This is a genomic window from Clostridium sp. CX1, from assembly GCF_025398335.1.
Lineage (GTDB): Bacteria > Bacillota > Clostridia > Clostridiales > Clostridiaceae > Clostridium_AM > Clostridium_AM tanneri.
Genome location: NZ_JAODOO010000027.1, coordinates 1 through 13,631 on the forward strand (window position 1 = coordinate 1; position 13,631 = coordinate 13,631).

Annotated in this window: 10 protein-coding genes; 1 reads left to right on the top strand and 9 read right to left on the bottom strand. The window is 30.8% G+C overall.

What is annotated here, in order from left to right:
• Positions 1–56: 56 nt before the first annotated feature.
• Positions 57–401 carry a DUF6483 family protein gene (locus N4T77_RS19075; RefSeq protein ID WP_261673461.1) on the bottom strand — a complete coding sequence of 115 codons (345 nt, stop codon included), beginning with the start codon at positions 399–401 and terminating at the stop codon, positions 57–59.
• Positions 402–644: 243 nt separating this feature from the next.
• Between N4T77_RS19075 and N4T77_RS19080 the strand changes: the two genes are divergently transcribed.
• Positions 645–767, top strand: coding sequence for a hypothetical protein (locus N4T77_RS19080; protein WP_261673462.1), 123 nt, complete (start codon positions 645–647; stop codon positions 765–767).
• A 17-nt stretch (positions 768–784) separates the two neighbouring features.
• Here N4T77_RS19080 and N4T77_RS19085 read toward each other — a convergent pair whose 3' ends face one another.
• The 8 genes from N4T77_RS19085 to abc-f form a co-directional block, all read right to left on the bottom strand.
• Complete coding sequence (locus N4T77_RS19085) at positions 785–2,203, bottom strand: HAMP domain-containing sensor histidine kinase (protein WP_261673463.1); 1,419 nt, start codon at positions 2,201–2,203, stop codon at positions 785–787.
• Entirely contained in the window at positions 2,193–2,882 is a 690-nt protein-coding gene (locus N4T77_RS19090; RefSeq protein WP_261673464.1) for a response regulator transcription factor, read from the bottom strand. Before N4T77_RS19090 ends, N4T77_RS19085 begins: the two co-directional genes overlap by 11 nt.
• Before the next feature lie 653 nt (positions 2,883–3,535).
• A complete protein-coding gene (locus N4T77_RS19095) occupies positions 3,536–3,997 on the bottom strand; it encodes a GNAT family N-acetyltransferase (RefSeq protein ID WP_261673465.1) in 462 nt (153 codons plus the stop codon).
• 186 nt (positions 3,998–4,183) lie between these two features.
• Positions 4,184–5,209 (bottom strand): glycosyl hydrolase family 18 protein, encoded by a 1,026-nt coding sequence (locus N4T77_RS19100; protein WP_261673466.1) that lies wholly within the window; start codon positions 5,207–5,209, stop codon positions 4,184–4,186.
• Between the two features lie 62 nt (positions 5,210–5,271).
• Positions 5,272–6,951: a glycoside hydrolase gene (locus tag N4T77_RS19105; RefSeq protein WP_261673467.1), complete on the bottom strand. Its 1,680-nt coding sequence runs from the start codon at positions 6,949–6,951 to the stop codon at positions 5,272–5,274.
• Positions 6,941–8,827: a glycosyltransferase gene (locus N4T77_RS19110; protein ID WP_261673468.1), complete on the bottom strand. Its 1,887-nt coding sequence runs from the start codon at positions 8,825–8,827 to the stop codon at positions 6,941–6,943. The genes N4T77_RS19105 and N4T77_RS19110 overlap by 11 nt, the downstream gene beginning before the upstream one ends.
• Positions 8,828–8,841: 14 nt before the next feature.
• Positions 8,842–11,445: a polysaccharide deacetylase family protein gene (locus N4T77_RS19115; RefSeq protein ID WP_261673469.1), complete on the bottom strand. Its 2,604-nt coding sequence runs from the start codon at positions 11,443–11,445 to the stop codon at positions 8,842–8,844.
• Positions 11,446–11,711: 266 nt separating this feature from the next.
• A complete protein-coding gene (abc-f, locus tag N4T77_RS19120) occupies positions 11,712–13,358 on the bottom strand; it encodes a ribosomal protection-like ABC-F family protein (protein ID WP_261673470.1) in 1,647 nt (548 codons plus the stop codon).
• Between the last annotated feature and the right edge of the window lie 273 nt (positions 13,359–13,631).

The window sequence follows — 13,631 nt, forward strand, 5'->3', positions numbered from 1 at the left end:
GTTTATAATTAATTACAACATTATTTCAGTGCATATTAAGAAAATTGTGTACTACATTATGTTTGGAATATATTTTTAATATCTTCTAGGCCCTGGTAAACTTCTTTTCTTGAAAAATTTCCTTTTTCTAATTCTTCATCACTCTTTTCAAGTAACAGGTTATAAAAATTGATTGCAACCTGATAAATTTCCTGTGAATTATTTTTATCTATCGCTTCAAAAAGTATATTCTCTGCCTTATTATATTCTCCGTCAGTGATAAGGCGCTTCAAAATAATATGAAGAATATCACCAGAATTAATACTATTTAGACTTATCTGTATATTACTTTCTTCCTTTTTATTAAGAACCGTTTTTCCTATATTTTTAGCAAGTTCATTAATTAATTTTTCAATATTCATATATTTCACCTTCTTTAAAATCATAATAAATTACTATTTTAACTTAATTAGTGTTAATTATACCATGCTTACACAGTCTTATATGATTATTTTTACAACAAAAGTAAAATCTTTTACCTTCTTAATACTGTATTGTTAAATTTTTAATGATTTTATCGGATTTTTATTATAGTAGATAACTACCCTAGCCTTACGATAGTTATGCAAAATAAGAACATTCCGGCGTAAAGTATTAATCCTCATATGAACTATTGTCACAAAAATTTAAGAGCAAATCCAGAACCAATTAAGGTTTTAGATTTGCTCTTTGGTTTAAAACATTTGATTTTAGTTGCAAAGTTTTTGTTGGAACTTGCAGCTTCATAATATTATAATAAAAATATTTACATAGGAATCTCTAAATTAAAAGTTATAACTTCATCTTTATACTCCGCAGTTAGTTTTCCATGATGAAGCTCTGCTATTGTTTTGCTAATAGCTAATCCTAAACCGGAACTATTTTCATTCTCTGAGCGCGATTTATCTACCATATAAAATCTTTCAAACAAGTTATTTACATCTTCTTCTTCAAGGTCAGTACACCTGTTACTTATAGACACAACCACTCTTTTCTCTTCTTTAATAAGCTTCAAATTTACATTAGAAGGTTTTATACTATATTTAATAGCATTTGTAAAAAGATTATCAAAAATCCTAGCAAGCTTGTCTGGATCTCCATTAATTATAATGGATTCACTAATTAGATCTTCCTTGAGTTTAAGATTATTGCTTTCAAATAAGATTATATATTCATCTATAAGCTGTTCAATTAGTTCATTTATGCTAAAGCTGTGCATATTTAGGTTTATACTTCCTGAGGATAACTTTGTGTACATAAAAAGGTCATTAGTTAGTTTTTTTAGTACCTCTGCTTTATTTGAAATTATGTCTACATATTTCAGTAATTCATCTTCAGTTTTATAACCTCTTTCCTTTATAATTTCGATGTAGCCTATAATATTTGTAAGAGGAGTTCTCAAATCATGTGCTGCATTAGTTATTAAATCTTGTTTAGATTTTTCTATGTTCTTTTCATTTTTTATTTTTTCTTCTAATTCTTCTGCCATATTATTAATATTAGATGCTATTAGTTGAAGTTCATCATTTCCTTTTTCTATTATTCTATACTTCAAGTTTCCTTCAGATATTTCATTTAAACCACTGCAGATTTTTTTTATATATTTTAATTTTGGTCTAGTTAGAAAAGTTACAATAATTGTAAAAATAGTCATCGCCAGTAAAAATCCTAAATCTCCTTGATGTTTGCGAATAAGATCATATGAATTCATTGGATTTGTACTTCCTTTTACTAGTACATTAAAAATTTCATCATTAACTTTTAGTGCTGAAATTTTTGAGTAATCAACTCCTTTTTCATTGCCATCATATCTTATTTCATCTTGGAGAGCAATTTGTTTATCTATAAATGGTTGTAAATCTATAAATTTTTCACTACTGTTTGTTCCATGATATAAAACAATACCTTTACTATTTACTATATATATTTTAAGATTATTTTTCTTATATGTTTCTTCATAATTTTCTATAAGCTTATTTATTTTATTACTATCAAGTGATATTTTTTTAAAATCTTTAATAAAGTTAATATTTGTATAACTAAGATTGTATGTGTAATTTACAGTATCGTGCATAAGCGATCTTATTATAGTGGTGGAAGTAATCATTGATATAAATGCACATACAAAAAACATAATTACCATTTTAAATCTCAATCCAAATCTCAATCCAAATCTAATTTTCAATTTTATAGCCAACCCCCCATACAGTTTTTATATAATTATATTCTTTTCCAATTTTTTCTCTTATTCTTCTTATATGAACTGTAACAGTTCTATCTGAACTCACATAATCTTCTCCCCATACATTTTTATAAATAGAAGCTATGCTAAAAACCTGTCCTCTATTTTGGGCAAGCAGTACTAATATTTTAAATTCATAAGGTGTTAACTTGAGATGCTTGTTCTTTAAAAGTACTTCATGGGTCGGTATATTTATATGGAGTTCATCAATTTGTATTATTTCCTGTTGAACTGCATTGAAATTATTATTCAGTCGTTTATACCTTCTAAGCTGTGATTTTATCCTTGCTAAAAGTTCCAAGGGATTAAAGGGCTTTCCAACATAATCGTCTGCTCCAATAGTAAGCCCTAATATTTTGTCAGCATCGTCAATTTTAGCAGATAAAATTATTATGGGAACATTAAGCTTTTCTCTTATTTTCATACATGCTTTCATTCCATCCATTTTAGGCATCATAACATCCAATACAATTAAATCAACTTTAATATTTTCTAATATATCTAAAGCTTCTATTCCATTTGCTGCTGTATATACGTTCATATCTTGGTTAGCTAAATATATATTAATCATATCTCTTATATCTTTATCATCATCTACGACTAAAACAGTATCCTTTTCCATTTGTATCCCTCCCTACATAAAATAATTATATATCATATTTTATTAAGCCTTCCATACCACTTGAATTATGAATTTTTCCACTTCTAATACCTTCATTATTACCTCCTCCACTGATAATCATTTAGTCTTAATTCACTTGCTTATCAATTCTTACTCCCCCTTCCATAGATAATTCTAGTACTCTTTGAGTAATTGATTATCACGTTTATTATTGTAGTAAGAAAATATTACAAGTTTGCTCTAAACACTGCTAAGTTTTTATTAAAAATTATTAAGGTTTTGTTAAGGTACTTATATTGATGTAAAATGAAGAAGCTAAGGCAGGAAAATAATCACTTAGAGATAGATATAGAAAATAAAATATTAAGTAAAGAACTAAAATAAATTCTTGAAAAAAACAAAGGTGGATGACTTCAATCATTATTAAAATATAAATTGGTGATTTCCCATTTTCGATGTTTAGCATAACTCAACTCCATCAAAATTAGTTTGAATTAATTTACCAATACCTAACTGCTATGGTTTGACAATAAGTAGACATAATATTTGTTACACGACATAAAAACACTGTAAAATTCAACTTTCAATAATACAGTGTTAACGTAAATTATTTGCTTTTTCAATTGTTACATTTAACTAGAAAATTACCACCGTTACAAATCCATTCTTAGCCTAACCATATCAACACATTCAATTTCATTTTCAATAATTTTTTCCTTATAATGTATTTTAAAAAAGTCTCTATCTACACCAACTATACGAAATCCACATTTTTGATAAAGTGCTAATTGGTTTATACTGGAGTTTCCTGTTCCCACTTCTAAAATTTTTGTATTGTTCTTTCTTGCTATATCTATTGCATTTAATATTAATCTCTTACCAATACCTTTTCCTTGGTACACTTCTTTAACTGCAATATTTACAAGTTCCAAAGTTAAAGGTCTTGTCCTAACCAGCAAAAAAGCTCCAACTATATTGTCGTTAATATATGCAACATAACAATCTCCTCTATATATATAATCATTAATTACTTCGATAGATGGATCGGCCAAAAGGAGTAAATCATATGGAATTTCCTTTTTGTTATCCAACTTTCTTATTTCGATTTCATCCATAATTATTCCTCCAAATTTCTTAATACTTTACAGCTGCAATTTAGTTAACATGAAAATTATACCATAAAACCTATATGTTTTTATTGCTAGGGCTTAAAATAAAAGTTTAATTCAAGACAAAAAGAGTGCAAAATGTATTGTTATCAATACCTATTTTGCACTCAATAGTTATTATATTTTCCACCTCTAAAACAAATTGCCTCCTAGTCTCCAAATGCTGACATCATAGCCTTTTTCCGTTATAACCTTCATCCAAGAGTCTAAGGTGACTTTATCTCCATACCATACTTCATGTTTCATATTGTTTTCATCTGTATAAGTAAAAAATAGGCTTTGACTTTCCTTATGCCTCTGTGCTGTAGCCTTATACTGCTTTAGTAAGCTTACAGCCTGAGCTTCTGTAACAGAAGTGGTTTTACCGTTAGCTGCCCAGTTAAAGCCTCCTGTAGCAATTGCAAATTCCTTCTTTCCTGGAACTTTACTCATACTCTCTATAGAATTCTCGATAAACTCAGCATTTGCTTTTTCTCCTGGCTCATTAAAACCACCATGTAAGTTGTAGCACATAAGCACATAGGTTGGACCTTCGGTAAAGGTAAGTTTATCAAAAGGTGTGTTAGGTTCTAATACAACCCTTACCTTTAAGCCTCTATTTTGAGCTTTTTCATATAGTTCATTTATAAAGGATATATAGTTATTCCATAGCCCCATGTCTTTTTTTATTTGTTCATAATCAATTTCTATACCGTCAAAACCATGTTTTACTGCTAGATTTATAACTCCCTCAATATGACTGCTTCTGGAATCAGGAGTATCTAATAAAGCTTTTAATAAACTTGTATCCTTTAGTGAGTAGCTGCCGTCAATTTTTACTTTATCATTGACAATTGTAATATACTTATTGTATTTATCATTCTTTGTGTTATTATAATAATTAGTTAAATCTTCCGGCATGGCTAATTTATTATTAGAATCAAAGTTAGCTGCAAAATAAGAAATATTTTTCAACCTCTTATCTAGAGCTTTAATTTCCTTATCGGAGTTTAAATCCCAGTACACCACCCAGGCGGATAGGTTCTTTATATCCTCACCAAAGCTTTTCTTCTCACTTTTCTTTAAATTAGACTCCCTTGAGTTGGCTGTTATATACATAACTGGTGTTAACAATAGAGCCAACACCACTAATCCAATAAAAAACAATCTTTTTCTCATATTTATACTCCTTAGTTATCTTACAAAATATATGAATAAATTTGCAAAAATCTTATGTTTTTCTATAAATTCTTGATAAACCAATTCACAAGCTTATTAAAGAAATTTTTAATATTATAATTTACAGCTTCCATACCTTTTAGGGATGAATCATATAAAACCTCGTCCTTCATGTCAGTAACTTTAAAACCTTTAAATACCCCGTCATAAACATCATCTGCAATGTTTCTTTGGCTGTATCCATAATCTCCCCAGGCGGACTCAAGGAAAACACTTCCTTTTTTTTCGTTGGTTACCTTCAGGTTTTCTAATATGATTTTATTATCTATAGCTAAGGTCAATTTATCTTGTACTAAGGTTATATCAACTTTTCTGTTTCCTAGGTCTTTTATGTCAAATTCCTTATTCTTATCCCCTAAGGATAAAGAGTAAAGCAGCTTTTTATTTCCCTTTAAATTTTCAACTACATTAAGGGTATTGTTAATGAGCTGAACATATATACTGTCACTTCTGTCCTTATTGGCTCTTAAATATACAGCCTGAGAACCTATAACATTACCCTTCAGCATTGTTGATACCTTGATATCCTTATAACCCTCACTATTTTGTAACTTAATAATTCCCTTTTCCTTCGGCAGGGAGGTTAATATAATTTTATCATCTAAAAACTCTGCTTGTCCTTTTATTTCTTGGAAAGCCTTAGCCTTTTCTTCATCACCTACAATAAATTTTACATTTTTTTTAGTATCGTCCCAAATCCTCATCAGTAAATGGTTAGTGCTCCAATAGGCTTGGGGCTGGACTCTGGTTAAATCATAGATGGAACTGTCTGGTAAGTTTAGCGAATAGCCCTCTCTGTTAAAGTTCATATGAAACAACTTTTTAATCCACTGCCCGTTTATATCACTGGTTTTATCATTTGTACCAAACTTTCCTGTATTGGAATGCATAAGTGCATATAAACCTGGCACCTCACCGACCTCTCTTTTATATATATTAACTATGCTCTTATAATCATTGTCCATACGATTTTTCATCTCTTCGTAGTTTTCTAAGGGAATTCCATTTTCATCTCTAATGTAATCCATAAGATAATGATTATAGTCTCTATTGATTTTAGATATTGTCTTTGAGAATTGAACAGGGTCCAAATTTCCTAAGTAATTTGAGTTTTTATCAAAAACATTTATATATTCTAATCTATACCCATTAGTACCTAATTCCCAGTAAGAGCTGTCCTTTAATTTTAATAAATCCTCAGGCATTAAAAACTTAGGATCTTTTTTTTCAAATTTATCTGCATAAGTCATCATTGAAGCTTTATAATTATACTGCTCTAAAATTTTTCCAGAAAATATTGCAGTATCCCTTCTTCCATCCTCAAAAAATAAAAACAAGGATTTTTCTGGCAATGGCTTTCCTTTTTTATAATAATCCAATATATCCTGCTGAGTTATGGTTACATATCCGTTATCCTTTAAGGCTTTTACCTGTTTTTCTAAGGCTTCAGTACTTATCAGCGTATCATCTCCAGTTCTGTCTACACCAAAATAGGATACTGCAATAAAGCCGCTATTTCTGTCTTTGGAAACAGTGTTTGTATTATAAGGCTGATATTCAGAAAAAGTGAGTACAGCCTTTACAATAAGTGCTAGTACTACAATTAAAATTATCCCTTGGAGTATACTTCTTACTAGCTTAATTCTATCTTTCCTTTCAGGAGAAAATTCCTTAGTTTTCATAGGCATTTTCCCCCTTTTTCCCTAATATATTAGATATTCTTCTCTGTTGTTTCTTTCTTTCCGCTTCTATATCACTTGGAGTCATTCTTGTTCCCCAGGTGGATTTCCAAAAGGTTACCCAAGCTATAGGCATTTGCCAAAGTAATATAGCTTCATAATAAATACAAAAGAACATCCCAAAAATCCAAGTGGTACTTCTTCTAAAGAACATCTGTGCAAAACTCATCATTAATGCCATCATCAATAATCCAACAAGGAAGGTGGTAGGAAATATCCTATGAACAATAGGTACATAAAGCAGATTATAGGTTACTATTACCGGTGCAGCAATAGGTACGAATACCCCCATGTAAAAGAATGCAGCCATAAAAGGTTCCTTCTTCCACATAAACTTTCCAGCAATAATTGATTCTCTAAGCCAGGACCTTTTCCACCTCATTTGCTGTTTAAGAAATACCTTATATTTATTAGGTACAATAGTGGCACAAATTGCAGTATCCTGATAGCTTGTTCTATAGCCCTTTAATACAAAATTAGTCATAGCCCTGTCATCACCAAAAGTCGCCTTTTGCCTTAAAAATCTTTGATTTAACCACTCCTCCATATTATCTATAACTATTTGTTTTCTGTAACAGGACAGCGGTCCTGATAGACAGGTAACTGCATCAAAATAGGCTTCTGCTGCCTTCATAATTCTAAAAGCAATATAGTATCTAACAGACTGCATTTTAGTCAAAGCATTAGTATAAGTGTTAGCCACATCCGTTCTGCCAGATACCCCTCCCATTTTAGGATCTTTAAAAGGCTGAACAAGATTTCTTATAGCAAAGGGATCTAAAAAGCTGTCGGAGTCAACAAATACCACCAAATCATGCTTTGCCTCTAAAACTCCTCTGCAAAGGGCATCTCTTTTTCCTAAGTTTTCTTCCTGAACAAAATACTTCACCCTGTTTTGAGTATCAAACCTTTCTGCTTCTTTATTAAGCCTATCTATAGTTTTCTTAATTTGTTCTACAGAATTATCATTAGAGCGATCATCTACAACTATGACCTCCAATTTATCAACAGGATAGTCTTGGTTGATGCAGCTCAAAATTGTATTTTCTATCCATTCCTCCTCATTAAAGCAGGGAATGATAATAGTAACGCCGGGAGTATAATTTACATCCATTGGCAGAGGCTTGTACAAAACACCAAATAGATATCTACTTAATAAAAATACCGCTGCAATAATACTATATAAATACATCCATTTATTAAATTTAAAATATATAATACTTTCTGCACGCATTAGTATGATGAAAGCACTAATAAATAATAATAGTAGACTGGAACCTACCAATATATATCTGTCTTTTTTCCTATTAGAGTACTGGGATAGACTCTCAATAAACTCCATACCACATAGTATCTTTCCCTCTGGAGTAACAGAATTACGAACCTTTTTACTGCTTATGTTAACCTTCATTTCATAGCCCTCTGGCATAGCTCCCGGTAACACCTCAAATTTAAGTTTGACACTATCAGCTTTACTAATTATATTTAGTTGTTCTTCATCCTTTAATTCTAATAAAATTCCTGTAGTAGAAACATCTAAGGATCTAACGGTGAAGCTGCTTCTGACTTTGCCACTTCTACATACTACTTTAACTTCTGTTTGCATTACATATCTTATTCCAGCCTTTTTACTCTTTATAAAGAAGTTAGGATCATCCTCATAATCCTCTAATACTTTTTTTCCTCTTCTGTCAATAGTAGTTCTTATACCTTCCTTATCAGGAACCTCTGATAACAGTCTTCTATCTTTACGAGGCTTTAAAAGAATATCCTGTTCTTCATCCTTCTGTTTTTTTACTATCTTTTGTTTAAGACTCATATCCCAACTCCTACTTACCTTTCTAAATAATCACTGAGCTTTGCAATTTTATATTTTTCTCCATATAAGCCTTTTTCATTATTAGTTAAGAATAAATCTAAAGCTTCTGCAGTATAATAGCTTTGGTCATTCATATGCATTACCACTATATTTCCCTTATTTTTAATTAATCCCTTTTCTATATAGTTAACAATGTCCTGTGCCGAAGTTCTTTCGTAATCATGAGTTGTAATATTTCCACTAATAGAGTATTTATAGCCGCTTTCAAACACTGCTGATAACCCTTCTTTTGTTGAAAGCAAAGTAGGTGGCCTAAAATATGGTCTTAATGAATCTAAATCTCCTACTACCTTCCCCATAGCCTCGTAGGATTTAACTAAAGACTTTTCAAGCTCTTGTTTATCAGCCTCTAACAGTTCATGGTTGTAGTTATGACTTCCAATATCATTGCCATTTAAAGCAATTGTCCTAAGGAGATTTGGATTAGCATTCGATACATCATTGTCAATATCTGTATACTTTGGTATTACAAAGAAGCTCCCCTTTACTTTATGTTTATTTAGTACATCTAATATTCCATCTATTGCTGGATCTCCGCCCCAGTCGTCAAAGGTAAAGAATATAACACTTTCTCCCCTTGTATCAATAGTTCCGCTTTTATCAATAATTATGTTGTCCTCTTTATCAAAATCTATATATTGATTGCCTATATAGTTAGTTTTTATCATAGACAACGATTCTTCATAGCTTCTTTTCCTTAAAGGCTCAAAATTTCCTCTAATAGTGTATCTGCCAAACTGTGATGAACTTTCCATAGTATTTTGTAAATTATTTAAGGCTACTATGGAATAACCTAATGGTTTTTGAGCTCTCTCATAGTCCTTTGATTTTCCATCAAACCTGTTTATATAACCCTTTTGAACATAATTTTCAGTTACTATCTTTATCATATCTGCAACTATATCGTCAGTTTCAAACAAATTGGAGTCTAACCTAAAGTACACTATTTCCCCCTTTTGAAGGGATGGATAATGCTCTATATTAAAATAATTTTCTACAATATCTTTCGCACTTATTCCTTTATATTTGTTAACAATAGGTGCCTTTGAGTAAGTAAACAATTCATAATTTTTAAGAGAAGGAATATTAGTTACTGCTGATAAAGCCTCTTGAATTTGAGAATTTATATATCCATAGCCAGCCATATAAGCCTTCGTAGCTATTCCCTTTTCCTTTAGCAGCTTATCCACTTCATATATTTCTTTACAGATTTCTTCCGTTGACTTACTTAGCAAAGTTACACTAGTTGTTATTCCGCCGTTACCAATTTCATGCCCTTTACTTAGGATTTTGTCTATCCTATCCGGATATTTCAATACTTCATCCTTTGTTACGAAAAAGGTTCCCTTAGCATTAACCCTGTCCAGTGCTGATAATGCCTCTTCTAGGCTACCTTCATTACTTAATCCTCTAAAGGTATAGGCTAAAGCCTCTTGGGTGGTATAAAACTTTGAAACAACAGGAGCCTGCTTTTTATTATTTTTTTCTAGTAATTCTTTAAAGTTTATGAAGTCTGTATTAGTAACTTTTTCACTTTCTTCCTTGCTTTCTAATTCCTTATTCTTATCACCTAATATATTGCTATCCTTTAATAGACCTTTTCTATTTGATATATTATTTACATAATAATCACTACCGAACTTATACTTGTCCCTTTCTAATTTATCCTGTTTCCCAATACCAGGTAGCTCCGCTGCTTTAACAACAGTTCTATTTTGTTCACCTATTGCCTTTAAAAGCCACTGTACTGTTTGAATTATATGAACTTCTTCTTTCCCTTTGTCTTTCCCCTGGTCTATACCAGGCTGTTTATCTACTGCAGGCTTCTCTTCTGCTGTTCTTTTTTCATATTCAGTGCTGTCTAAAACCCCTTCTAACTTTATTGATATAACTGTTCCTTTATCTAAATTGCTTGTATAGCTATAGGCCTCATCATAATTCTTAAAGCTTTGATAACTTAAATAATGATTGCTGCCAACAACATAGCTGTTTCCTGATGCATATGCCGCTGTTAAAATATTGTCCTGATATACTGTAGAGTTACACTTCAGTAATACAGGGTCTTTTCCAGTTATAGTTTTTAGAATTTTATTAGTTCTAGAGAAATCATCAACTAATTGAATTGTAGGTAACTTCTCCATATTCTTACTCCAGGAAAGGGTTCCACTTCCTATATCATGTCCATGTTTTTGGATTGTTTTAACCAAACTTGGATCCTCAGCAGCTTTAATTCCTGGTATAAAAAAAGTCGCCTTAATCCCCTGTTCATCCAGCATGGCAATTATTTTATTCATAGTATCTCTATCGCTAAGTCCTTCAAAGGATAAGGATACTATATTAGATGATGAATTGATATTAGTTATAATCTCTGCTTTCTTACCACTATTTAATAAGCCTAATGCTTTTTTTATTTCTTCTGACGCATCATAATTGCTTTTTTTACTTACTACTAGTTTTCCGTCCTTAATATTTCCATCATAATTTCTATATATAAAAATACCTGAAGAACTTATTATTAATAAAGTTACAGCAGTAATGACAACATGTCTTTTCCCCATATTCACCTCATATGTAAAATTGTTTATAAATATTTCGAAAGGGATTCCCTTAATTTCACTGCAAATGTTAATTTAAAGAACAAAAGCTGAGAAAACAGGAGAATCCCTATAAAAAGTATATCATAAAATATTGATGAATAAACAAGAAAATTTGAGCTTTATAGCGAAATTTTTCACACTTTGTCATATAAAATTTCTATCCATGATTAATATAAAAGGACTGTTGCACTAAGTGCAGCAGCCTTTTTTAAAAAACATCCTGTGTACTATTTATTTTGCTTCAAATTCTTTAGCTTACCTAGTATGTCATAGTATTCCTTATCTAGTGCTAGTACGTTATCCTTCTTCGACGGCATAGAGAGTCTTCCTATAACTTCTGAAAGACGATTCTCCAATAGAAAAATCTGTTTTTCTATTTCCTCTTTATCATTGCTTAAATGTATATTTCTACTGTTAGTATATTCTTTGTAGTTTCCCTTAAATGTTTTTATCTTATAGTTTTCTATAATCATTATACTATCTGCCACAGAATCTACAAACCTTCTATCGTGAGATACAAACAATAAGGTCCTACTGTATTCTTTAAGTACTTTCTCTACCACTTCAAGAGAGTTTATATCCATATAATTGGTAGGCTCATCTAATATAAGTAGGTTTATGTCCTGTACCAATATTTTTGCAAAGGATACCTTAACCCGTTCTCCTCCACTTAATGCACTTACTTTTTTATAGATATCTTCTCCTTTAATCAACAGCCTTGCCAATAAAACTCTAACGAAAGTTTCGTTATATATACTACTTTCCATTATGTTTTCTATTATAGTTAGCTTTTCCTCTAAAATACTCATATCTTGACTAAAGTATCCTATCCTTGCTCCCTGAGCAACCTTTATGCAGTTATCATTATTCATTATCATTTTAATCAAGGTACTTTTTCCACATCCATTAGGACCAATCAATGCCATTTTGGATTCATTATATATGCTAAATTCTGCATTATTAAATATAATTTTTCCATTGAATGCTCTATTTATATTCCTACCCTCTATAATTATTTTACTATGGAGTCTATTTGAATCTGTTATATCTAATTTAATGTCCTCATATTTCTTAGGCTTTTCCTTAGCCTCAAGATTCTCTATTCTTTTTTCAATGTTTTTTGCTGCTCTTTCGAGATTTGCCTTTGCCTTTTGATCTCCCATCTTATGAAGTCTAGCTTCGGAATTACCCATTCGTTTAGGAGCTTTTTTCATGCTCTTTACCTTTTGCTTAGTATCTGTAATCACTGCCTGAAGTCGCTTCTTCTCTTTTATATATTCCTCATATTCAAATTCAGCTCTTTCTCTCTCTTTAGTTTTTTGAGTAACATAATCACTATAACTACCATTATATATTTTTATTTTGCCATCTTCTATTTCTAATATTTTGTTGCACAACTTATCTAAAAAGCTTCTGTCGTGAGATATAAGGATAAGAGCACCTTTGTATTCTGCAAATTTTTTTTCCATTAGTTCAATGCCCTCTATATCAACATTACTGGTAGGTTCATCTGCAAATATCAATACACTGTTACATCCTAAACCGTCAGCAAGCTTAAATCTTGTCTTTTCTCCTCCACTCATATTCTCATCCCAGGTATTTGTAACACCAAACTTTGAGGCCATTTCATCTGTAATTATTTTATTGTCCGGTTCTTCTAGTTGCGATATATATGAATATTTTCCGTATAATTTAACCCACCCTTCATCAGACTTAAGTCTTTCACTAAGTATATTAATGAAGGTGGTCTTACCTACCCCATTTGCACCTACAATACCTATTCTATCCTCAGAATAAACTTTTAAGTTATCTACATCTAATACTAATCTATCACCAAAATATTTTTTAATATTGCTGCATTCCATTAACAACATAAAAAATCCCCTCCTTGTAACCTGGAGAGGATAGCGTCATAACTTATATAGTAATCCTAATACTTCTTAAGTAAGTCTCAAACTATAAAAAATAAAACTCTAAATCAATATAGAGTGAGACCCAAATAATTAATTAAGATTAATAACAGATTATTTGAACAAACTATCACCAGTTACAAAAACACTATCCACTCGTAAAGTTAAATAAAACGCATGATAATAAAGCCCTCTTGGGCCATTATTTTAATTTTCATTTTATTAAACAAATAAAAA

Excerpts from the sequence above, each read along its gene's own strand:
- N4T77_RS19110 (WP_261673468.1), bottom strand. The coding sequence starts at position 8,827 with ATGAGTCTTAAACAAAAGATAGTAAAAAAACAGAAGGATGAAGAACAG.
- N4T77_RS19075 (WP_261673461.1), bottom strand. The coding sequence starts at position 401 with ATGAATATTGAAAAATTAATTAATGAACTTGCTAAAAATATAGGAAAA.
- N4T77_RS19080 (WP_261673462.1), top strand. The coding sequence starts at position 645 with ATGAACTATTGTCACAAAAATTTAAGAGCAAATCCAGAACCAATTAAG.
- N4T77_RS19105 (WP_261673467.1), bottom strand. The coding sequence starts at position 6,951 with ATGAAAACTAAGGAATTTTCTCCTGAAAGGAAAGATAGAATTAAGCTA.
- N4T77_RS19090 (WP_261673464.1), bottom strand. The coding sequence starts at position 2,882 with ATGGAAAAGGATACTGTTTTAGTCGTAGATGATGATAAAGATATAAGA.
- N4T77_RS19115 (WP_261673469.1), bottom strand. The coding sequence starts at position 11,445 with ATGGGGAAAAGACATGTTGTCATTACTGCTGTAACTTTATTAATAATA.
- N4T77_RS19095 (WP_261673465.1), bottom strand. The coding sequence starts at position 3,997 with ATGGATGAAATCGAAATAAGAAAGTTGGATAACAAAAAGGAAATTCCA.
- N4T77_RS19100 (WP_261673466.1), bottom strand. The coding sequence starts at position 5,209 with ATGAGAAAAAGATTGTTTTTTATTGGATTAGTGGTGTTGGCTCTATTG.
- abc-f (WP_261673470.1), bottom strand. The coding sequence starts at position 13,358 with ATGTTGTTAATGGAATGCAGCAATATTAAAAAATATTTTGGTGATAGA.